Source organism: Roseivivax sp. THAF197b (assembly GCF_009363255.1).
Taxonomy (GTDB): domain Bacteria; phylum Pseudomonadota; class Alphaproteobacteria; order Rhodobacterales; family Rhodobacteraceae; genus Roseivivax.
Genome location: NZ_CP045318.1, coordinates 3,472,616 through 3,494,362, shown reverse-complemented (window position 1 = coordinate 3,494,362; position 21,747 = coordinate 3,472,616). Strand labels below are relative to the sequence as shown.

Below are 21,747 nucleotides of genomic sequence, written 5' to 3'. Positions count from 1 at the left end.
CGCCGGTCAGAGCGTCAGACGCACACCGTCGCGGGCCAGCGTAAGGAGGCCCGCATAGTGGCGCCGAACTTCGCTTTCCCAGATTTCAGGCCCAAACCCGCTCAGCCCTTCCGGCACGAAATGCATCAGGGCGAGATGTCCCACATCCGCCGCGGCGGCTAGCCGTCCGACCTCGGCGGCCTCCGTGTGGGAGCGCAGGATATGCGTCCTGAGCTCCGGAGCATGGTGGGGCAGGCTCGCGAGCGTTGCATCGACACCGGCTTCAAGCATCGCTTCGTGGATCAGAAGATCGGCGCCCCGGCAGAATACCTCCCATCCCTCGAAGGGCGCGGTATCGCCCGAGAACACGACGCGTTTGCTGCCTGCCGCGAAGGACAGCGCATAGCTTTCTGAGAGCGGTGGGTGGTGGTTCAGCGTTGCCGTCACGGCGAGGCTGCCCAACACGATCTCGTCAGGCATCTCGTGGATGCGGACCAGGTCAGAGAGCAGACGGCGCCCTTCGTCTTCGATCCGGAGCTCGATATCGAAGGCCATGGAGGCGAGGAAATGCTGCCAGTAGGCGGCCAAGCCGCGCGGCCCCCAGACAGGGATTTCGCGCTTCAGACCCGCGGTCCAGGCCGTGTGCAGAAGCGGGCCCAGTTCGAGGTAATGATCGGAATGCAGATGCGTGATGACGATCCCGTCGAGCGCGGTCAGCGCCACGCCCTGATCGCAGACACCGCGCGCCGCACCCAGACCCGCATCGACCAGAAGCCTCGCCCCACCCATCTGTACCAGAAGCGCCGTGGGCATCGAGGATCCGGGGCGGATCGCGGGGCCGCCCTTGACCCCGAGGATGGCCACCGATCCTGCCGCGTCAGCCACGCTTCTGCGCCTTGCGGATCAGCATGTCTCGCTTGGTCTTCGACAGGTGATGCACGAAGAGCTTGCCGTTCAGATGGTCGATCTGGTGCTGCACCGAGGTGGCCCAAAGTCCGACGAAATCCTGCTCCCGCTCCGCGCCGGTCTCATCGAGGAAGCGGATGGTGACGGCGCGCGGACGCATGAGCTTGGCGGAAACGCCCGGCAGGCAGGGGCTGGCTTCCTCGTGCTCGCGCAGCTTGACACTGGCATGCAGAACTTCGGGATTGGCCATGCGCACCGCCTGACCGCGTTCGTCCGAGGCATCGACCACTGCGAGGCGCTGCATCACGCCGATCTGCGGTGCCGCGAGGCCGACGCCGGGCATGGCATCCATCGTGTCGATCATGTCGTCCCAGATCGCGCGGATCTCGTCGGTGATGGCCGCGACCGGGGCCGCTGCCATCCGCAATCGCTTGTCGGGCCAGCGCAGGATCGGACGCGGGCTCATGCGCCGGAATATTCCGAAAGGGCGGCGCTGCGGGCGTCGGGGGACAGCCGGTCGAAGGTCACGCGCCCGTCGAGGTGATCGAGCTCGTGCTGCGCGATCAGCGCCTCGGCGCCGGCAAGATCGGCCTCGATCCGCTCCCCGCCCGGTGTCGTGTAGGCCAGCCGGATGCGCGCGGGACGCTCGACGCTGACGGTGATGCCCGGGATGGACAGGCAGCCCTCGTCGTTTCGGGCCAGTTCCTCGGACGACCAGAGGATTTCCGGGTCGATACAGGCGCGCGGCGTCATCTCGCCGTCCTTCCAGCCCGCATCCATGACGAAGACCCGGCTCATCACGCCGACCTGCGGCGCGGCAAGGCCGCGACCGGGTGCGTCATACATCGTCTCGAACAGGTCGGTCACGAGCGTGTCGCAGCTCGCAGCGTCGCCCACGGGCGCACAGGCTTGGGTGAGCCGCTCATCGGGCCAGGTCAGGATCGCGCGGATGCTCACGCGCGCGCCATCTCTCGCTTGAGCTTCTGCATCTTGCGGGTGATCATCTGGCGCTTCAGCGGCTTCAGATAATCGATGAAGAGCTTGCCATCGAGATGGTCGATCTCATGCTGCACGCAGGTGGCCCAGAGCCCGTCGAATGTCTGTTCCTGCAGCTTGCCGTCCCGGTCGAGCCAGCTCACCGTCACTTCGCGCGGACGCTCCACATCGGCATATTGGTCGGGGATGGACAGGCAGCCTTCCTCGTAGACGCTCATCTCGTCCGAGGACGCCTTGACCTCGGGATTGAACATCACGACGGGCTTCGGCGTCGCGTCTTCACCCTTTTCGCAATCCAGCACGATCAGCCGGGACAGCACACCCACTTGCGGGGCGGCAAGGCCGATCCCCGGCGCGTCATACATCGTCTCGAGCATATCATCCGCGAGCGCGCGCAACTCGTCGGTCAGGTCCTCGACGGAGGGACAGACCTTTTTCAGGCGCGGATCGGGGTGGATCAGAATGGGCCGTTTCATGCCTGCGATGTAGGCGATGGCGGGCCTTCGTGCAATATCGCGCAGACGAGGCTTGTCGCCAGCGCGTCACGTATTAGCGTGCCGTCAAAATGCAGCCAGGAGACCTTCCTTGAATTTCGACGAGATGATCGACCGCCGCGGCACGGGCTGTGCCAAATGGGACGCGATGGAGCAGGCGTACGGCGTCTCCCCCGAAGACGGCATCGCGATGTGGGTCGCGGATATGGATTTCCGTCCGCCGCGCGTGGTGCAGGACAGCCTGCACGGGCTGCTCGATCATGGCGTCTACGGCTATCCGGGCCCGGACGATGCCTATCGCGACGCGATCACCTGGTGGATGCAAGAGCGGCATGGCTGGCAGGTCGATCCCTCGTGGATCTTCACGACCCACGGGTTGGTCAACGGCACCGCCATGTGCATCGATACCTGGACCGAGCCCGGCGATGGCGTCGTGCTCTTCACGCCGGTCTACCACGCTTTTGCCCGCGTCATTCGGAGTGCGGGCCGGGAGGTGGTGGAATGCCCGCTCGTGCGCAATCACGACCGCTACGAGATGGATTTCGACGCCTATGACGCGATGATGACCGGACGCGAGAAGATGGTCATGCTCTGCTCGCCGCACAATCCCGGCGGGCGCTGCTGGACCGAGGCGGAGCTGAAGGGGCTCGCCGCCTTTGCAGAACGGCACGATCTGATCCTCGTCTCGGACGAAATCCACGCGGATCTGGTCATGCCGGGGCATCGCCATATCGCCTTCGACACGGTGGATCACGGGATCCGCGACCGGTTGGTGATGATGACGGCGGCCACAAAGACCTTCAACATCGCGGGCGCGCATATCGGCAATGTCATCATTCCCGACCCGGCGTTGCGCAAGGCCTTCGGGCAACGCATGGCGGGCTTGGGCATGTCGCCGGGCCTGTTCGGCCTGCGCATGGTCACAGCCGCCTATTCGCCGCAAGGGGCGGAATGGGTCAATGCGCTCTGCGAATATCTCGACGGCAATCGCCGCATTCTGGATGCCGCGGTCGACGAGATCCCGGGCGTGCATTCCATGCGGCTCGAGGCCACGTATCTCAGTTGGGTCGATTTCGAAGGCACCGGCATGAGCCATAGGGAGGTGCTGGACCGGATCGAGGGGCAGGCGAAGATCGCCGTCAATCATGGCCCCACCTTCGGCAAGGGCGGCGAGGAGTTCCTGCGCTTCAACATCGCCACGCAGCGCGTCCGGGTGGTCGAGGCCGCGGAACGCCTGAAAGCGGCCTTCAGCGATCTGCAATAGGGGCGGCCGGGCCGGGACGCGCCCGGCCCCCAGCCTTCACGGCTCAACTTTCATCGGTCGCCCCTCACCACTGGGGCGGCTGATGCGTCAGCCCATAGCTTTCATAGACCGCCGCGATCCGGCCATCGGCCAGCGCGGCGGAGAGGGCATCGGTGACCTCGTAATAAAGCGGCTTCCACGAGAAATGCACCGCGACGCCCAGCTTCCACCGCGCCTTGGCAAAGCCCGCCAGCGGCGGCTCATGGATGCCCACGCCGTCATCGGCGCCGTATTCGAGCTGCGCGCGCGGCCCCATCGCGGCCATCGTCTCACCGTCGCGCAGCGCGCCCATCGCGGCTTCCATGCTGGGAAAGCGCCGGATGCCGCGCTGCAATTGCCCGCCCGCGAAATTCGACAGGTAGAAATCAGCGATGGCGTCGTTCTCCACCGCGACCGTATCGAACCGGAAATACGCGGGCACAGGCTTTTCCTCGGGGTATTGCGCACGGTCATAGGCAATCGCGATGCTTTCCTCGGCATAGACGCCGCCGAAGCTGACCTGCTCGACCCGGCAGGTGAAGGCCGAATCGTAGGGCACGCGCATCATCACGTTCGAGACCGCCCCACCCACGAGCGGGCCTTTCCAGATGTGGTTGCGCAGATCCGCATCGAGGTTCTCGCCCGCGGTGATGAAGTTGAACCGCGCCTCGACGCCTGCGAACTCCGCGATGATCCGGGCGAGGTCCACATCGATGCCGCGCGGCTGGCCTGCCTCTTCCCAGGAATAGGGCGGGTAATCCTCATAAAGGGCAAAGGTCATGAAACCGCGCTCGCGGATCTCGTCGATGCTTTGACCGACATAATCGCGCGCGGTGTTCTGCGGTTTGGGCTGGGGGATGTAATCGGCGCAGGGGTCGGAGGCGGAAACAGGCGCGGCGGCCAGCCCGAAGACCGCCGCCGCCGCAAGGATCAGACCCCGAAGGACCGGATGCCGCATGGTCAGTTCGCCGCCGAAAGGCCGATGGTCAGCGTCTCCGCGGCCTTGTCCTGGGACGCGCCTGCGGCCAGCTGGTTGGCGGCGCGATAGGCGATGCTGTCGGCGATGGGGGCGCCTGACATGGTGTCGATCTCGCCCGCGATCTCGGCCAGGCGGGCTTGCGTCGCGGTCACATCGGCACTGCCCGCCTCCAGCGCGTCGCGCATCTCGGCCAGCTCGGCAGCGAAAGCATCTAGGCTGTCACCATCGGGGCGCGTTTCGACATAGGTGCGGATGGCCCAGGCGGCTTCCTGGCCGAGAAGCTCCCCGAAAGCGGGCATCTTGGTGATGCCGTTCTGGGTATAGCCGTGGATGAAGCGCTCCATGTACCACTCATCGCCGTATTCCTCGGCTTCGAGGAAGCGCAGATCGGGCGCCAGCCCGCCCGAGATCACCTCGAGCCCGTGACAGCGCGCGCAATTCTGGTTGTAGCCCGAGGCGCCGATCCGCACGGCTTCGGCCCAGACCTCTTCGCCCGCGGCTTCGGCGCGATAGGGGTTCTCGGTCAGCCATTCCTCGCCCAGCTCGGGCAGGTTGCCGGTATCGACGGGCTGTGGGGCCACATCGCCATGGGCGAAGGCCAGCGTGGCGCCCGCGCCAAGGGCAAGAACGGCGGCGAGTGTTGAACGGATCATCGTGGTCATTGGGGGTCCTCCCTTTGAGCCTGTCGGGGTGCATGTGCTCGCCTTCCTGTGTAGGGCAGCGCCCCGGCGCCGCCCTATTGGACTTTCGTCCTTCCCCGGGCCCGGAGGCCCGCGACATTGGTCGTATTTTGCGGGCTGGGCGCATCGTTAGCCTCCCTCCCGGAGGGGGATCGCAGATGCAGCAGATGGTTCGAATGGCCCTGATCGGGCTGATGCTTTGGGCCATGCCCGCCCGCGCGCAGGAGTCGGTCGCGGTCGAGGTCGTGTATCTGCGCCAGATCGTGCCACCGCCGCCGACCCTGTCGAACCTCGATCCGCGCCCGGAGGATCTGGGCGTCGCGGGCGCGAGGCTCGGCCTTGCCGACAATGCCACGACGGGCCGGTTCCTGGGTCAGGACTGGAGCCTCGATGTGCAGGATGTGGACCCCGACGCCGATTGGTCGGCGGCGCTGTCGCAAGCCATGGAGCAAACAGATCTCATCCTGCTCGACGCGCCCGCCGAACAGGTGCTGGCCGCTGCCGATGCCGCTCAGGCGGCAGGCAATCCCGCGCTCCTGATCAATGTCGCAGCACAGGAGACGGCGCTCCGCGCGGAAGAATGCCGCGCGAACCTTCTGCATTCCGTGCCGTCCTACGCCATGCGCACCGATGCGCTGGCGCAGATGCTGCGGACCAAGCGCTGGGACGAGATCGCGCTCGTGGCCGGGCAGACGCCCGAGGATCAGGCCTATGCGGCCGCGTTGAAGGCGTCGCTCACGAAATTCGGGATGGCGCTTTCAGCCGAAACCGACTGGACCTTCGATGCGGATATGCGCCGCTCCGCCTCCGCCGAGGTGCCGTTGCTGACCCAGGCTCTGGGCGACTACGACATCCTGCTCGTCGCCGATGAACGGCACGATTTCGGCCGCTACATCCTCTACAACACATGGGTGCCGCGGCCCGTCGCGGGCTCGGAAGGGCTGACCGCCAAAGGCTGGGCGCCCGTGGTCGAACAATGGGGGGCGGCGCAGCTGCAATCGCGCTTCACCGATGCGGCAGACCGGGCGATGGCGCCCCGCGACTATGCCGCATGGGCCGCGATGCGCAGCCTCGGCGAGGCCGTCACGCGGACCGGCAGCGCCGACGCCGAGACGTTGCGCAGCTATATCCTCGGCCCGGATTTTGAACTGGCAGGCTTTCTCGGCCGCCCGATGACCTTCCGCCCCTGGAACGGCCAGCTGCGCCAGCCCATCCCCATCGTGCATCCCCGCGCGCTCGTTGCCCAAGCCCCGCTCGAAGGGTTCCTGCACCAGGTGAACGAGCTCGACACGCTGGGCCTCGATCGCGGGGAAGCCCGCTGCACAGCCTTCGAATGATGCGCCCCGCCCCTGTCACGACCGGACCAGAAATACCTCCGGGGAGCGCGAGGGGCAGGGCCCCTCGCACCCACCCCATCAGCCAGAGAGATGCGATGAAGTTTGTAGCCCCCCTTGCCGCCTGCCTGATCGCCACGCCCGCTCTCGCCGACGAGATCTGGGTGTCGAACGAAAAGGACAACACGCTCAGCGTGATCGATCTCGATACGCTCGAAGTGACCCGCACCATCGAAACCGGCGAACGTCCGCGCGGCATCACCTTCGCGCAGGATCACTCGGTCCTTTATATCTGCGCCTCCGATTCGGACGCGGTGCAGGTGATGGATCCCGAAACGGGCGAGATCCTGCACGATCTGCCCTCGGGCGAGGACCCGGAACAATTCGTGCTGCATCCCGACAATCGCCGCCTCTACATCGCCAACGAGGATGACGCGATCACCACGGTTGTGGACACCGAAACCCGCACCGTCATTGCCCAGATCGATGTGGGCATCGAGCCCGAGGGCATGGCCGTCTCGCCCGACGGGCGCATCGTCATCACCACCTCCGAGACGACCAACATGGCGCATTGGATCGACACCGAAAGCCAGACGCTCATGGCCAACACATTGGTCGATTCGCGGCCGCGCCACGCGGAGTTCATCAAGGACGGGACCGAGCTTTGGGTCTCTGCCGAGATCGGCGGCACGATTTCCGTCTTCGACGTGGAAACACAGACCGAGAAGGCCAAGATCGACTTCGAAATCCCCTCGATCAATCCCGACCGCGTGCAGCCCGTGGGCTTCGAATTCACCGAAGGCGACAGCCATGCCTTCGTGGCGCTCGGTCCCTCGAACCACGTGGCCGTCGTCGATGCCGAGACCTACGAGGTCGAAGACTACATCCTCGTGGGCCGTCGCGTCTGGCACATGGCCTTCAATGCGGACCGCTCGAAGCTCTTCACGACCAACGGTGTCTCGGGCGACGTGACGATGGTGGATGTGGCCAGTCGCAAGGCCGAGAAGACGATCAAGGTCGGGCGATTCCCCTGGGGCGCCGCCTTCCGCCCCACCGACTGAACGGAGCGCCAAGATTTTCATCTAAAAAACTTGAGGTTGCGCCTGTGGCAAGCGCAGGCGCGACGCACGCGGCGAGACGTGTTATGACAGCACGAGGAGGAGCCCCATGCGTTTCATTCTGACCCTCGCCGCTCTGAGCCTTGCAATCCCGGCCTCGGCCGAGGAGGCCGATGAATACGGCACGCTGAACCCCGACGAGATGACGTGGGAATCGATGCTCGACCGCGCCGAGAAGGGCGAGACGGGCATGGTGCTCTGCTCCACGGGCTACATGCTGACGAAATCCGGCAAGCACGGTGCGGCACGGGCGCTTTTCGAGAATTGCGCCAATGCGGGTTACACAGGGGCGATGACCTGGATGGGCCAGCTCGACAATAACGGGCTCGGTGGCGCCTATGACCCCGATGCCGCAGCTGAATGGGACCGCCGCGCGGCGGATCTGGGCGATCCGGTTGGCAAGTTCAACTACGGCCTCGCGCTGATGCGCGGTCACGGCGTCGCGCAGGATATCGACAAGGGCCGCGCGCTGGTCGATGAAGCGGCCGAGGAAGGGCTCAAGATCGCCCAGCGTCTGAAATCGGCGGGCTACGACCCTGACGAGGTCACGCCCGATGCCGATGAGTGGAAATACGCCCCGCTCTTCTGAGTCGATCCCGCGCGATTGGCGCGACCTTTCCCGCACTGCGCGAGCCACGATTCGCGATCTGTCAAGCGCATTGAGGTCTTACGACCAAAGCGGCGTATGTCGGGCGCCGGCCATTGCCCATACTGGTGCGCGGAGGAGACCGGCCCACAGAGCCCGAGCGCGATGGGGGAGACCGACTTTCCGCAGGGATCCAAGGGAGGACCGAATGAACAAGTTCATCGCAGCCGTCACGCTCAGCGTCATGGCCGCCGCAGGAGCGGTGCAGGCGCAGGTAACCGAGGCCATGCTGGCCAACGATCAGGCCACCACGGACCAGATCGTCACCAACGGCATGGGCCGGCACCTTCAGCGCTATTCGCCGCTCGACACGATCAACACCGAGAACGTCAAGAACCTCGTTCCCGCCTGGGCCTTTTCGCTCGGCGGCGAGAAGCAGCGCGGGCAGGAAACCCAGCCGCTGATCTATGACGGCATCATGTATATCACCGGGTCGTATTCGCGCCTTTACGCGATCGACGTGAAGACCGGGCAGGAGCTCTGGCAGTATGACGCGCGTCTGCCCGAAGGCATTCTGCCCTGCTGCGACGTGGTGAACCGCGGTGCCGCGATCTACGGCGACAAGATCTACTTCGGCACGCTCGATGCCCGCATCGTGGCGCTCGACCTGAAGACCGGCGACGTGGTCTGGCGCGACAAGATCGCCGATTACAAGGCGGGCTATTCCTACACCGCGGCACCGCTCATCGTGGACGGGCTGATCGTGACCGGCAATTCCGGCGGCGAGTTCGGCATCGTCGGCGAAGTGCAGGCGCGCGACGCCGAAACCGGCGAGATGGTCTGGACCCGCCCGGTGATCGAAGGCCACATGGGCACGCTCAACGGCGAAGAAAGCACCATGACCGGCGAGCTCAATGCGACCTGGCCGGGCGATATGTGGAAGACGGGTGGCGGCGCCACCTGGCTCGGTGGCTCCTACGATGCCGATACCGACACGCTGGTCTTCGGCACGGGCAACCCCGCGCCCTGGAACAGCCACCTGCGCAATGCGGGCACGCCCACGGATGGCAATGCGGGCGACAACCTCTATGCCGCTTCGCGCCTCGGCATCGACCCCGCGACGGGCGAGATCAAGTGGCACTTCCAGACCACCCCGCGCGAGGGCTGGGATTATGACGGCGTGAACGAGGTCGTGGCCTATACCGACCGCGACGGCAACATGCGCTACGCCACCGCCGACCGGAACGGCTACTTCTACGTGCTGAACCGTGAAGACGGTGCCTTCGTGTCGGCCACGCCCTTCGTCAAGGACATCTCCTGGGCGGACGGCATCGACGAGAACGGCCGCCCGATCTTCGTCGAGGAGAACCGCCCGGGCGATCCGGCGGCGGCGACCGACGGCCAGAAAGGCGAGGTGATCTTCGCATCGCCCTCCTTCCTGGGTGGCAAGAACTGGATGCCGATGGCCTTCTCCCAGAACACCGGCAACTTCTACGTGCCCTCGAACGAGTGGGGCATGGATATCTGGAACGAGCCCATCACCTACAAGAAGGGTGCCGCGTATCTCGGCGCAGGCTTCACCATCAAGCCCAACTACGAGGACCATATCGGCAGCCTCAAGGCCATCGACCCCGATGCGGGCGAAGTGGTCTGGGAATACAAGAACGACGCGCCGCTCTGGTCGGGTGTCATGACCACTGCGGGTGGCCTCGTGTTCTTCGGAACGCCCGAGGGCAAGTTCATCGCGCTCAATGACGAAACCGGCGAAGAGGTTTGGTCCTTCCAGACCGGCTCCGGCATCGTCGGTCAGCCCGTCACCTGGGAGCAGGACGGCGAGCAATACGTCTCCGTCATCTCGGGCTGGGGCGGCGCTGTTCCGCTCTGGGGTGGTGAGGTCGCGAAGAAGGTGAACTACCTCAATCAGGGCGGCATGCTCTGGACCTTCCGCCTGCCCAAGGAACTGGCCTCCGTAGAGTAAACTTCTCCCTGCTCTCATGGCCAAGAGGAAGCGCCCGGGTTCCCGACCCGGGCGCTTTTTCGTGCAGCCCGTTTGCGTGGTCCCGCCAAGGCGCAGGCCTTCGGTGAATCGCGGGTGACTTGGCGCGCCCTTGGCGGTATCACATGGGGCAATGACGGGCCGCAGGGGCCGCAAGAGGCAGGGCATGTCCATTCTGGAGCGCTGGCAGGCGAAATCGAGCCGCCTGCTGAACCGATATCACGCCAGACGCGCGGCCCGCACACGCGCCGCGACGGGCTTCGTGTCGCGCCCCGAACCGCGCAGCGTCGGGTCTTTCGCGCGGGGGCGGCAGCTTTCGGCGGGCAACCTTCTGTTCGCGGGCCATCTGGTGCAGGCGCCCGATCACTCGCCCTGGACGCTCGAGGCCCCCGATGCCGCCTTCGAGGAAGAACTGCACGGCTTTCACTGGCTCGACGATCTGGCCGCGGTGGGCGAGCCCAAAAGCCGCCGCACCGCACAGGCCTGGGTCTGGGACTGGTTCGACCGCTACGGGCGCGGGGCCGGGCCGGGCTGGACGCCGGATCTGGCGGGTCGTCGGCTCATCCGCCTCATCCACCACGCGCTGTTCCTGCTTTCGGGGCAGACCTCGGAGAAAAGCGGCATCTTCTATTCCGCGCTCGCCGCCCACGCGATCTTCCTGTCGCGCCGCTGGACCGCAAGCGCGCCCGGCCTTGGCCGGTTCGAGGCGCTGACCGGGCTGCTTTACGCGGGCCTCGCACTCAGGGGCATGGAGGCCGAGGCGCAGCCCGCCCGCGCCGCGTTGGGCCGGGAATGCGAGACGCGGATCGACGCGCAGGGCGGTGTGGCCACGCGCAATCCCGCCGAACTTCTGGAGATCTTCACGCTGCTGACCTGGGCGCAGAACGCGCTCGAGGAGGCGGATCAACGCCCTGCCGAGGCCCATGAGGCCGCCATCGCGCGCATCGCGCCCACCCTGAGGGCCTTGCGCCATTCCGATGGCGGGCTCGCGCGGTTTCACGGCGGCGGACGCGGGATCGACGGGCGGCTCGACCAGGCGCTGGCCGATTCGCGCATCCGCAAGCGGCAGGCCTCCGGCCTTGCGATGGGCTTCGCGCGCCTGTCGGCGGGACGTACCAGCCTTATCGTCGATGCTGCCCCGCCGCCGATGGGCCTCGCCTCGTTCAACGCGCATGCCTCGACGCTGGCCTTCGAGCTAACCTCGGGCCGTCGCCCGCTGATCGTCAATTGCGGCTCGGGCGCCGTCTTCGGCGAGGCCTGGCGCCAGGCCGGACGCGCGACGCCCTCGCATTCCACCCTCTGTCTCGATGGCTATTCCTCGGCGCGATTGGGACCTGCGGGCTTCGTCGGCGCGGCCAAACGCGAAATGCTCGTGGATGTGCCCACCAAGGTGCCCGTCGAGATCAGCCGCGCAAGCGACGGGCTGACCTTTCAGGGCGCGCATGACGGCTACGTCTCGACCCACGGTCTGACCCATGCGCGCACGCTCGAGATGACCTTCGATGGCCGCGGCGTCGTGGGCGAGGACCTGCTTCTTTCGGTCGAGAAGGCGGAGAAGGCCCGCTTCGACAAGCGCATGGATGCCGTCTCCCTGTCAGGTCTGCCCTTCCAGATCCGGTTTCACCTCCATCCGGAGGTCGATGCCGAGGTCGATCTGGGAGGGGCGGCGGTGTCCATGGCCCTGCGCTCGGGCGAAATCTGGGTCTTCCGGCACGATTCGAACGCCGAATTGACGCTTGAGCCGTCGGTTTACCTCGAAAAAGGGCGATTGCGGCCGCGTGGGACGCAACAGGTCGTTTTATCCGGCCGCGCGATAGAGTATGCGACGCGCGTCCGCTGGTCCCTCGCCAAGGCGCAGGAGACGGCGATCGCCATCCGCGACCTCGCGCGGGACGAGCCGGACGACGAGCCGACCGAGCCACAGCAGGACCCAACATGACCGATCTTCATCCCGTTCGCCGCGCCCTTCTTTCCGTCTCCGACAAGACCGGTCTCATTGACCTCGCCCAGGCGCTGGCCGCGCGCGGGATCGAGCTGGTCTCGACCGGCGGCACCGCAAAGGCCATGCGGGAGGCGGGCCTTGACGTGCGCGATGTCTCAGAGCTGACGGGCTTTCCCGAGATGATGGATGGCCGCGTGAAGACGCTGCACCCGGCGGTGCATGGCGGTCTTCTGGCGCTGCGCGACAACGAGGCCCATACGGGTGCCATGGCCGAGCACGGCATCGCCGAGATCGATCTGCTGGTGGTGAACCTCTATCCGTTCGAGGCCACGGTCGCGAAAGGCGCTGATTACGCCGAGGCCATCGAGAACATCGATATCGGCGGGCCCGCGATGATCCGGGCGGCGGCCAAGAACCACGGCTTCGTCAATGTCGTCGTCGATACCGAGGATTATCAGTCGCTGCTCGATGAGCTGGCGGCCAATGACGGCGCCACGTCTTACGCCTTCCGCCAGAAGCTCGCGCTCAATGCCTATGCGCGGACCGGGGCCTATGACGCCGCGGTCTCCTCCTGGATGGCCAAGGCGCTGGACGAGCCCGCACCGCGCCGCCGTGTCGTCGCAGGCACGCTCGCGCAGACGCTCCGCTATGGCGAGAACCCGCATCAATCCGCAGCCTTCTATACAGACGGCACGGCCCGCGCAGGCATCGCCACCGCCGAGCAGCATCAGGGCAAGGAGCTGTCCTACAACAACATCAACGACACCGACGCCGCCTTCGAGCTGGTCAGCGAGTTCGACCCCGAAGGTGGGCCCGCCTGCGCGATCATCAAGCACGCCAATCCCTGCGGCGTGGCGCGCGGCGCGACCCTGACCGAGGCCTACAAGCGCGCCTTCGATTGCGACCGGACCTCGGCCTTCGGCGGGATCATCGCGCTGAACCAGCCGCTTGATGGTGCGACGGCGGAGGCTATCGCCGAGATCTTCACCGAGGTCGTGATCGCACCGGGCGCGGACGATGCCGCGCGTCAGGTCTTCGCGGCGAAGAAGAACCTGCGCCTTCTGACCACCGACGGTCTGTCGGACCCGGCAGCGGGTGGGCTGACGCTGCGCCAGGTGTCGGGCGGGTTCCTCGTGCAGGACCGTGACAATGGCCGCCTGGGCGAGTGGGAGCTGAAGACCGTCACCAAGCGCGAGCCCACCAAGGACGAACTGCGCGATCTCTTGTTCGCCTGGACCGTTGCCAAGCACGTCAAGTCGAACGCCATCGTCTACGTCAAGGACGGCGCGACCGTGGGCGTCGGCGCAGGCCAGATGAGCCGGGTCGACTCGACGCGCATCGCCGCGCGCAAGGCGCAGGACATGGCCGAGGTGCTGGGCCTCGAGACGCCGCTCACCCAAGGCTCCGTTGTGGCCTCGGACGCGTTTTTCCCCTTCCCCGACGGGCTTCTGACCGCGGCAGAGGCGGGTGCGACGGCCGTGATCCAGCCCGGCGGCTCCATGCGCGACGACAAGGTGATCGAAGCGGCGGACGAGGCAGGCCTCGCCATGGTCTTCACCGGCATGCGCCATTTCCGGCACTGAGGGGCGGCGCGCTGTGACCGTCATGCCGGGCAAGGCAGTCGCGACGGGCGACAGGAAAGGGCAGATCTGATGCGACTTCTGTGGTCCGTGGCGGCGCTGACGCTTCTTCTCGACCAGCTTTCCAAGTGGTGGGTCGTGCATGTGATGGGGCTGGCCGCGAAAGGTCAGATCGACGTCTGGCCGCCCTTTCTGCAGTTCCGCATGGCGTGGAATTACGGCATCAATTTCGGCCTCTTTTCGGGCCAGCAGGACTCGGCGCGCTGGATCCTGATCGCGGTGGCGACCGGCATTGTGCTTTTCGTGCTGGTCTGGCTCCGGCGCGATCCGCCGGGGCGGGCGGGGCTTGTCGCGGCGGGGCTCCTGATCGGCGGGGCTGTCGGCAATGTGATCGACCGGCTGCTCTACGGCGCGGTTGCGGATTTCCTGAACATGTCCTGCTGCGGCATCAACAACCCTTATGCGTTCAACGTGGCCGACATCGCGATCTTCGCGGGGGCCATCGGTCTCGTGCTGTTTCCCGGTGCCTCGGCCGCCAAGGATAAAAAGGCCCCGTGACCTTGCCTGCAAGTTCGGCTAATCAGGGGCAGATGAGACGGAGTTTGGCCATGCGCCGCGTGCATATCGCTTTTTTGCTTTCGGTTCTGACGCTTGCCGCGTGCAGCGACGGGTCCTTGCGCACGTTGGGTCGCGGCGACGGTACGCCCGAGGAGTTCGGCATCGTGCCGAACCAGCCCCTCGAACAGCCGAGCTCTTTCGCCGAGCTGCCGCAACCGACGCCGGGCGGCACGAACCGCTCCGATCAGCAACCGCTGGGCGATGCGGTCGCAGCGCTGGGCGGCAACCCCGCGGCCCTGAACCCGGGCGGTGTGCCTGCCGGGGATGGCGCGCTTCTGTCGGCGGTGGGCCGCTTCGGCACCGACGGCAATATCCGCGCCGTGATCGCCCGCGAGGACGAGGCCTTCCGCGACCGCGCGCGCCTCTTCAACTGGCGTCTTGTGCCCGACAACGAATATGAGCGCGCCTACAGCTCGCAAAGCCTCGATCCCTATCTCTGGCTTGAGCGGGTGCGTCGTCCGGGCGGCAATATCGGCACGCCCTCTGCGCCGCCCGCGGGCCGCTGAGACCCCGGCGCGCGCCGGACGGGACGTATTACATTTCCGCAAGCTCCATTGAACCTGCTCTCAGGCGGGGTACGTTCTTGCGCAAACCCGCTTGGGAGATCGATTCATGAGATGTCTCGCGGCCGCATGTGCGGCACTCTTCGCCTGGGCGCTGCCCGTCTCGGCGCAATCGCTGGATGATGCGGTCACGACCTTCACGCTCGACAATGGCATGGATGTGGTCGTGATCGAGGATCACCGTGCCCCGGTTGTCACCCACATGGTCTGGTACAAGGCCGGCGCCGCGGACGAGGAACCTGGCGTCTCGGGCGTCGCGCATTTTCTGGAACACCTGCTCTTCAAGGGCACGGAGACGATGGAGCCGGGCGAATTCTCGAAGGTCGTGGCGGCCAACGGGGGCAGCGACAACGCCTTCACGAGCTACGATTACACCGGCTATTTCCAGCGCATCGCATCCGACCGTCTTGGTCTGATGATGCAGATGGAAGCGGACCGCATGGTCAATCTCCAGCTTGATGGCGAAGACATCCTGACTGAACGCGATGTCATCATCGAGGAGCGGAACCAGCGGGTCGAAAACAGCCCCGGCGCGTTGTTCGGTGAGGAGCGCAATGCCGCGCTTTATCTCAACCATCCTTACGGTACGCCGATTATCGGCTGGAAGCACGAGGCCGAGGCGCTGACGCTCGAAGATGCGCTGGCCTATTACGAACGCTTCTACGCGCCCAACAACGCGATCCTGATCGTCGCGGGCGATGTCTATCCCGACGAGGTGCGCGCGCTGGCCGAAGAGCATTACGGCCCGCTGCCCGCCAATCCGGACCTGACGGAGCGCGCCCGCCCGCAGGAGCCGCCGCAGGCAGCGCCCCGCCGTCTGACCTACCGCGATCCGCGCGTGGCGCAGCCCTATGTGATCCGCACCTACCTGGCGCCGGAACGGGATCCTGGCGCGCAGGAAGATGCGGCAGCCCTGACGCTTCTTGCCGAAATCCTCGGGGGCGGACAGACCTCCGTGCTGACGCGGGAGCTGCAGTTCGAACAGCAACTCGCGGTCTATTCCGGCGCGTTCTATTCCGGCACGGCTTATGACGATACGTCCTTCGGGCTGATCGTCGTGCCGCAGGAAGGCGTATCGCTGGCAGAGGCCGAAGCTGCCATGGACGCCTCGGTGGCGCAGTTTCTCGAAGACGGTGTCGATCCGGAACAGCTTGAGCGGATCAAGTTCCAGCTGCGGGCCGATCAGGTCTTCACGCTGGACAATTCCGCGTCGCTGGGCCGCCGCTACGGCTCCGCACTGACATCGGGACTGACCGTGGAGGACGTGCAGGCCTGGCCGGACATCCTTCAGGCCGTCACCGGCGAGGAGATCGTGGCCGCTGCACGCAAGGTCTTCGATCGCAACAAATCCGTCACCGGTTGGCTGATGGGCCCCGAGACGGCGGCGACGCCCGCATCCGCGACCGAAGAGGTGACCCAATGATCCGCGCCATTCTGACCGGTGTGACCTGCCTCTGGGCCGCGACCGCGTCCGCCTCCGTCGACATCCAGGAAGTGACGACCGAGGCGGGCTTCAACGCCTGGCTCGTCGAAGAGCCGTCGATTCCCTTCGTCTCGCTTGAGCTGCGCTTTATCGGCGGCGGGTCGCTCGACCCCGAGGGCAAGCGCGGCGTCACGAACCTGATGGCGGGGCTCTTGGAGGAGGGTGCTGGCGATCTGGACGCGCAGGCCTTCGCCGAAGCCAAGGAGGCGCTGGCGGCAACCCTGCAATACGATGCGGGCGACGATGCGATGGCCGTGTCGGCCAAGGTGCTGACCGAGAACCGCGAGGAGGCGATGGCGCTTCTGCGCACCAGCCTGCTGGAGCCGCGCTTCGACGAGGAGGCCATCGCGCGCGTGAAGGCGCAGGTCCTGTCCTCGATCCAGTCCGACCGGACCGATCCCGATTCGCTCGTCGGTCAGCGCGCCGCCGAGATCCTTTATGGCGATCACCCGTATGGCAGCGCCATGAAGGGCACGGTCGAAAGCGTCGAGGCCCTGACCCGCGCGGATATCGTCGATGCCTGGCAGGCGGCCCTGGCCACCGACCGCGTCTATATCGGTGCGGCGGGCGACATCTCTGCGGAGGAGCTGTCTGAGCTGATCGATGGGCTGCTCGAAGGCCTGCCGGAGACCGGGCCGCCGCTGCCCGAACCGGTGACCGTGTCGACAGAAGCGGAGACGGTCGTGGTGCCTTTCGACACGCCGCAATCGGTGGCCCTGTTCGGGCACCGGGCGATCCCGCGCGACGATCCGGATTTCTTCGCGGCCTTCGTGATGAACCAGATCCTCGGCGCGGGCGGCTTCGAATCGCGCCTGATGGAAGAGGTGCGCGACAAGCGTGGGCTGACCTATGGCGTCTATTCCTACATCGCCAATCGCGAATATTCGGACATGATCATGGGGCGTGTCGCCTCGGCGACTGATCGCATCGCCGAAGCCGTCGAGGTGATCCGCAACGAGTGGCGCCGCATGGCCGAAGAAGGCGTTACGGCGGAGGAGCTGGAGGCGGCCAAGACCTTCCTGACGGGCGCTTATCCACTGCGCTTCGACAGCAATGGCGCCATCGCGAATATCCTCGTGGGGATGCAGACCATGGGGCTCGAGCCCGGATATATCGCGACCCGGAACGATCGGGTGAATGCGGTCACTCTCGAGGATGTGCGCCGTGTGGCCAAGCGGGTCCTGCTGCCGGAAGAGCTGCTGTTCGTGGTGGTGGGCCAGCCCGAAGGCCTTGCCGATGCGACCGTTCTCGAAGAGGCGGCGCTTCAGTAAACACGTGCAACCTCGCAAGTTGCAAAAAGGCCCCGGAAAATATCCGGGGCCTTTTACATTCGAGGGCACTTTTTGGCTCTCTATGGTCGCATGGATCTCAACTCAGAGGTCAGTTCAGCAGCCCGGCGCTGCGCAGGCCATCATCGACCTTGAGCCGTGTCTCCGGGGTCAGCGGCACCAGCGGCGGGCGCACCTCTTCCTCGCAAAGACCCAGCCGGTGCATCGCGTATTTCGCACCGCAAAGGCCCGGCTCGGTGAAGATCGCGTGATGCAGCGGCATGAGCCGATCCTGCAGACTGAGCGCCTTGCCGAAATCACCCGCAAGGCACGCTTCCTGCAGCTCGGAGCAAAGCTTCGGCGCCACGTTCGCGGTGACCGAGATGCAGCCGACGCCGCCTTGCGCGTTGAAGCCATGCGCCGTGGCATCTTCGCCCGAGACCTGGATGAAGTCCGGCCCGCAGGTGATCCGCTGGGCGCAGACCCGTGCCAGATCGGCGGTCGCGTCCTTCACGCCCACGATGCGCGGCAGCTTGGCCAGCTCGCCCATCGTCACCGGCGACATGTCCACGGCGGACCGGCCCGGAATGTTATAGATGATGATCGGCAGGTTGGTCTCATCGTGCAGCATCTTGAAATGCGCATAGAGCCCGGCCTGCGTCGGCTTGTTGTAATAGGGCGTCACGACGAGTGCCGCATCGGCGCCCACGCTTTCGGCGTGGCGGATGAAGCGCAGCGCCTCGATCGTGTTGTTCGACCCCGCGCCCGCGATGACCGGAATGCGGCTTGCCGCCTGGGTCACGACCGTTTCGACGACGGCTTCGTGTTCCTCGTGGCTCAGCGTCGGACTTTCGCCCGTCGTGCCCACGGGCACGAGGCCATGTGTGCCCTGATCGACATGCCAGTCGACCAGACGTTTCAGCGTATCGAAATCCACCGCGCCGTCCTTGAACGGCGTGACCAGGGCAACCATCGACCCTTTGAACATGACACGCTCCTTTCGTTTCAATTGCGCCCGGTATAGGGGCGACGGACCCGAGGCTGTGAGTTTTCCCGCGAAAGTGAGTTGCAGGGGCCGCGTTCAGCCATATCCTCGGCGAGGTGTCTATCCATTCTCAGCGCGGAAATTGCAAGACGATGCTCAGCACGACGATCGGCCATGTGCGTTTGATCTCATTGGCGCTGTGGCTCTGCCTCACGGCAGGATTTGCCACGGCTCAGGACGGCCGCGCGCTTGCGCGGGCGATGGCCGATATGCGCGACGGGAACTGGGCCTCCGCCATGATCGAGGCGCGGGGCGACGGACAGGCCGCGCTCGATGTCATTCTGTGGCACTACCTGCGCGACGGGCAGGGCGATGCGCGCCAGGTGCAGGATTTCGTCGGCCGCAATGCCGACTGGCCGGGCATGCCCTATCTGCGCGAGAAAAGCGAAGAGGCCATCGTCGAGGCCAGCCACGAGGATGTGCGCGCCTTCTTCGCCGATAATCGCCCGCAGACCGGCACTGGCGCCCTGTCGCTCGCGCGGGCCTTCCGGCATTTTGGCGATGACGGGGCCGCGGATGCGGAGGTCGTTCTGGCCTGGAGGACCCTGGCCATGTCCGCCGAGGAACACACGGCATTTCTGGTGGAGCATGGCGATCTTCTGAAACCGCACCACGCGGCGCGCCTCGACATGGCGCTCTGGCAAGGCTGGGAGGTCAATGCCCGCCGGATGCTGCCGCTCGTCTCCGATGGTCGCCGCGCACTGGCGGAAGCGCGTCTGGGTCTTGCCGATCAGGTCGCAGGTGTCGACAACCTGATCGCCGCCGTACCCGAGGCGCTGGCCGGTGATCCGGGGCTTGCCCATGCGCGGTTCATCTGGCGCGCGCGCAAGGGCCGGGATGCCGATGCGACGGAGCTGCTGCTTGAGCGCTCCACCTCTGCCATGGCACTCGGAGAGCCTGCCGCATGGGCGCGCGAACGCCAAAACCTCGCGCGCAGCGCCATGTATGACGGGGAATACGCGAAAGCCTACCAGATTGCCTCCACGCATTACCTGCTGGGCGGCAGTGATTTCGCAGCCCTCGAATGGCTCTCAGGGTATCTCGCGCTGCGGTTCCTCGATGATCCGGCGCGGGCGGCGCAACATTTCACCGATTTCCGCGGCGCGGTCGATACGCCGATCTCGCTTGGCCGGGCGGGCTATTGGCTGGGGCGTGCGCTTGAGGCACAGGGCGACGTGACCGGCGCGGACGGAGCCTATGCCTTCGGCGCGCAATACCAAACCTCGTTTTACGGACTTCTGGCGGCAGAGCGCGCGGGCCTGCCGCCCGAGCCGCGCCTTGACGGCAAGGAAGAGTTTCCGGATTGGCGCGGGGCCGACTGGACGCAAACCTCCGTCTTCGAGGCGGCGATGCTGTTGATGACCATCGGCGAGGACTGGCTGGCCGAGCGGTTCCTGACCCATCTGGCCGAACGTCTGGACCGGACGGGCGTGGGCCAGATGGGCGACATGCTGGCCGAGATGGGCAAGCCGCATATCCAGGTCATGCTGGGCAAGCGCGCGGCACAGGCAGGCCTTGAGGTCTACGGGCCGTATTACCCGCTGCACCCGCTGATCGAGCGTGACTTCCCGGTTCCCACGGAAATGGTGCTCGCCATCGCGCGGCGTGAATCGGAATTCGATCCGGTGGTCGTCTCGGGCGCAGGCGCGCGCGGGCTGATGCAGCTCATGCCCGGCACCGCGCAGGAAGTGTCCGGCTGGCTCGGCGTGACCTACGCGCTCGAAAAGCTCACCCGCGATCCGGAATTCAACGCGACCCTCGGGGCTGCGTATCTTGCCGATCTGATCGACACGTTCGACGGCAATGTCGTGATGGTGGCAGCAGGCTACAATGCCGGACCGTCCCGCCCGATCCGCTGGATGGCGGAACGCGGCGATCCGCGCCGGGGCGACATGGACGTGATCGACTGGATCGAGTTCATCCCCTTTGCCGAGACCCGCAATTACGTGATGCGCGTCGCTGAAAGCCTGCCGGTCTACCGCGCGCGGCTGGGTCGCGATCCGCATCCCGTGCCCTTCTCCGAAGAGCTGACGGGCTCAGTTCTGTCGGCGCGCACGCCATAGGGTGAAAAGCCCCGCCGCGACGATGATCGCAGCCCCGATGGCCACGTTCAGCCGCAGCACATCGCCGAAGACGAAGATGCCGAGTGCTGAGGCGAAGGGCAGCTGCAGATAGGCGAAGGGCTGGACCGCGCTGGCCTCTGCCGCTTCATAGGCCTTGATCAGCGTCCAATGCGCGAAGGAGGCGGTCAGGCACAGAAGGCCCATCCAGCCCCAATCGCCCGCCGACATCGGCTCCCACCGCCAGATGCCAAGCGCGGTCGTGACCGCCGCGCCGACGATGCCGGTCCAGAAGAAGGTGGTCGCGGCGGTATCGGCGCGGGCCACATAGCGGTTCAGAAGGCCGTAAAGCGCGAACATCAACGCGGCCAGGAGCGGGATCGCGGCATAGGGCGAAAAGACCCCGCCCGAGGGTTGCAGGATGATGATCACGCCGATGAAGCCGATCGCGATCGCCACGGCGCGCCGCCAGCCGACATATTCGCCCAGAACCGGCCCTGCGAGGATCGCGATCAGGAGCGGATAGCAGGCGAAGACCGCATGGCTTTCCACGAGGCCCAGATAGACGAAGCCCTGCACCATCACGAGCACCTCGAGCGCCAGCAGCGCCGCGCGGAAGGCCTGCACCCAGGGCTGGGAGGTCCGCGCAGCCGCCCGGATCGAGCCCGCCTGCACCCGCGCCAATCCGATCACGAAGGCCGCGAAAAACCAGTAGCGGATCATGATGACCATGTAGGTGTTGTAGGTCTCCGCGAGATGCCGGGAGATGCCGTCCTGCATCGCGAAGACAAAGGTCGTCACGACCATGAGCCAGATGCCGCGCGTGGTGTCGTTCTGG

The 21,747-nt window shown here is 66.0% G+C and carries 20 protein-coding genes; 12 read left to right on the top strand and 8 right to left on the bottom strand.

Annotated elements, in window-relative coordinates; translation table 11 throughout:
* Positions 1–6: 6 nt before the first annotated feature.
* The 4 genes from FIV09_RS16805 to def (FIV09_RS16790) are packed head-to-tail and all read right to left on the bottom strand — an operon-like array spanning position 7 to position 2,357.
* A complete protein-coding gene (locus FIV09_RS16805; protein WP_254702258.1) occupies positions 7–864 on the bottom strand; it encodes an MBL fold metallo-hydrolase in 858 nt (285 codons plus the stop codon).
* Positions 857–1,351 carry a peptide deformylase gene (def, locus tag FIV09_RS16800; protein WP_152451769.1) on the bottom strand — a complete coding sequence of 165 codons (495 nt, stop codon included), beginning with the start codon at positions 1,349–1,351 and terminating at the stop codon, positions 857–859. Before def (FIV09_RS16800) ends, FIV09_RS16805 begins: the two co-directional genes overlap by 8 nt.
* A complete protein-coding gene (def, locus tag FIV09_RS16795; protein WP_152451767.1) occupies positions 1,348–1,842 on the bottom strand; it encodes a peptide deformylase in 495 nt (164 codons plus the stop codon). Before def (FIV09_RS16795) ends, def (FIV09_RS16800) begins: the two co-directional genes overlap by 4 nt.
* Positions 1,839–2,357 carry a peptide deformylase gene (def, locus tag FIV09_RS16790; protein ID WP_152451765.1) on the bottom strand — a complete coding sequence of 173 codons (519 nt, stop codon included), beginning with the start codon at positions 2,355–2,357 and terminating at the stop codon, positions 1,839–1,841. The genes def (FIV09_RS16795) and def (FIV09_RS16790) overlap by 4 nt, the downstream gene beginning before the upstream one ends.
* Before the next feature lie 109 nt (positions 2,358–2,466).
* Between def (FIV09_RS16790) and FIV09_RS16785 the strand changes: the two genes are divergently transcribed.
* Positions 2,467–3,639, top strand: coding sequence for a MalY/PatB family protein (locus FIV09_RS16785; protein WP_152451763.1), 1,173 nt, complete (start codon positions 2,467–2,469; stop codon positions 3,637–3,639).
* A 64-nt stretch (positions 3,640–3,703) separates the two neighbouring features.
* Here the strand turns inward: FIV09_RS16785 and FIV09_RS16780 are convergent, their stop codons facing one another.
* Together FIV09_RS16780 and pedF are read right to left on the bottom strand one after the other, a co-directional pair.
* On the bottom strand, positions 3,704–4,615 hold the full coding sequence (locus tag FIV09_RS16780) for an ABC transporter substrate-binding protein (RefSeq protein WP_152451761.1): 912 nt from the start codon (positions 4,613–4,615) through the stop codon (positions 3,704–3,706).
* Positions 4,616–4,617: 2 nt separating this feature from the next.
* Positions 4,618–5,298: a cytochrome c-550 PedF gene (pedF, locus tag FIV09_RS16775; protein ID WP_152451759.1), complete on the bottom strand. Its 681-nt coding sequence runs from the start codon at positions 5,296–5,298 to the stop codon at positions 4,618–4,620.
* A gap of 176 nt (positions 5,299–5,474) precedes the next feature.
* On the opposite strand from pedF, the gene FIV09_RS16770 reads away from it, so the two are divergent.
* The 10 genes from FIV09_RS16770 (at position 5,475) to FIV09_RS16725 (ending at position 17,807) form a co-directional block, all read left to right on the top strand.
* Positions 5,475–6,653, top strand: coding sequence for an ABC transporter substrate-binding protein (locus FIV09_RS16770; protein WP_371417732.1), 1,179 nt, complete (start codon positions 5,475–5,477; stop codon positions 6,651–6,653).
* Between the two features lie 95 nt (positions 6,654–6,748).
* The gene (locus tag FIV09_RS16765; RefSeq protein ID WP_152451757.1) at positions 6,749–7,711 is read left to right on the top strand and encodes a YVTN family beta-propeller repeat protein; all 963 of its coding nucleotides are present in this window, start codon (positions 6,749–6,751) and stop codon (positions 7,709–7,711) included.
* 106 nt (positions 7,712–7,817) lie between these two features.
* Positions 7,818–8,357 carry a tetratricopeptide repeat protein gene (locus FIV09_RS16760; RefSeq protein ID WP_152451755.1) on the top strand — a complete coding sequence of 180 codons (540 nt, stop codon included), beginning with the start codon at positions 7,818–7,820 and terminating at the stop codon, positions 8,355–8,357.
* 205 nt (positions 8,358–8,562) lie between these two features.
* Positions 8,563–10,332: a PQQ-dependent methanol/ethanol family dehydrogenase gene (locus tag FIV09_RS16755; protein ID WP_152451753.1), complete on the top strand. Its 1,770-nt coding sequence runs from the start codon at positions 8,563–8,565 to the stop codon at positions 10,330–10,332.
* 184 nt (positions 10,333–10,516) lie between these two features.
* The gene (locus tag FIV09_RS16750) at positions 10,517–12,289 is read left to right on the top strand and encodes a heparinase II/III family protein (protein ID WP_152451751.1); all 1,773 of its coding nucleotides are present in this window, start codon (positions 10,517–10,519) and stop codon (positions 12,287–12,289) included.
* The gene (gene purH / locus FIV09_RS16745; RefSeq protein ID WP_152451749.1) at positions 12,286–13,875 is read left to right on the top strand and encodes a bifunctional phosphoribosylaminoimidazolecarboxamide formyltransferase/IMP cyclohydrolase; all 1,590 of its coding nucleotides are present in this window, start codon (positions 12,286–12,288) and stop codon (positions 13,873–13,875) included. The genes FIV09_RS16750 and purH overlap by 4 nt, the downstream gene beginning before the upstream one ends.
* Positions 13,876–13,944: 69 nt before the next feature.
* On the top strand, positions 13,945–14,430 hold the full coding sequence (gene lspA / locus FIV09_RS16740; protein ID WP_152451747.1) for a signal peptidase II: 486 nt from the start codon (positions 13,945–13,947) through the stop codon (positions 14,428–14,430).
* Between the two features lie 50 nt (positions 14,431–14,480).
* Complete coding sequence (locus FIV09_RS16735) at positions 14,481–14,996, top strand: DUF3035 domain-containing protein (protein ID WP_152451745.1); 516 nt, start codon at positions 14,481–14,483, stop codon at positions 14,994–14,996.
* Between the two features lie 106 nt (positions 14,997–15,102).
* Positions 15,103–16,476, top strand: coding sequence for a pitrilysin family protein (locus FIV09_RS16730; RefSeq protein WP_152451743.1), 1,374 nt, complete (start codon positions 15,103–15,105; stop codon positions 16,474–16,476).
* The gene (locus FIV09_RS16725) at positions 16,473–17,807 is read left to right on the top strand and encodes a pitrilysin family protein (RefSeq protein WP_152451740.1); all 1,335 of its coding nucleotides are present in this window, start codon (positions 16,473–16,475) and stop codon (positions 17,805–17,807) included. Before FIV09_RS16730 ends, FIV09_RS16725 begins: the two co-directional genes overlap by 4 nt.
* Before the next feature lie 109 nt (positions 17,808–17,916).
* On the opposite strand, the gene dapA is transcribed toward FIV09_RS16725, so the two are convergent.
* Positions 17,917–18,792: a 4-hydroxy-tetrahydrodipicolinate synthase gene (dapA, locus tag FIV09_RS16720; protein ID WP_152451738.1), complete on the bottom strand. Its 876-nt coding sequence runs from the start codon at positions 18,790–18,792 to the stop codon at positions 17,917–17,919.
* A 149-nt stretch (positions 18,793–18,941) separates the two neighbouring features.
* On the opposite strand from dapA, the gene FIV09_RS16715 reads away from it, so the two are divergent.
* The gene (locus FIV09_RS16715) at positions 18,942–20,912 is read left to right on the top strand and encodes a lytic transglycosylase domain-containing protein (protein WP_152451736.1); all 1,971 of its coding nucleotides are present in this window, start codon (positions 18,942–18,944) and stop codon (positions 20,910–20,912) included.
* Here FIV09_RS16715 and FIV09_RS16710 read toward each other — a convergent pair.
* Positions 20,886–21,716, bottom strand: a complete 831-nt coding sequence (locus FIV09_RS16710; RefSeq protein ID WP_371417781.1) for a DMT family transporter — start codon at positions 21,714–21,716, stop codon at positions 20,886–20,888. The two genes, FIV09_RS16715 and FIV09_RS16710, sit on opposite strands and share 27 nt — an antisense overlap.
* Between the last annotated feature and the right edge of the window lie 31 nt (positions 21,717–21,747).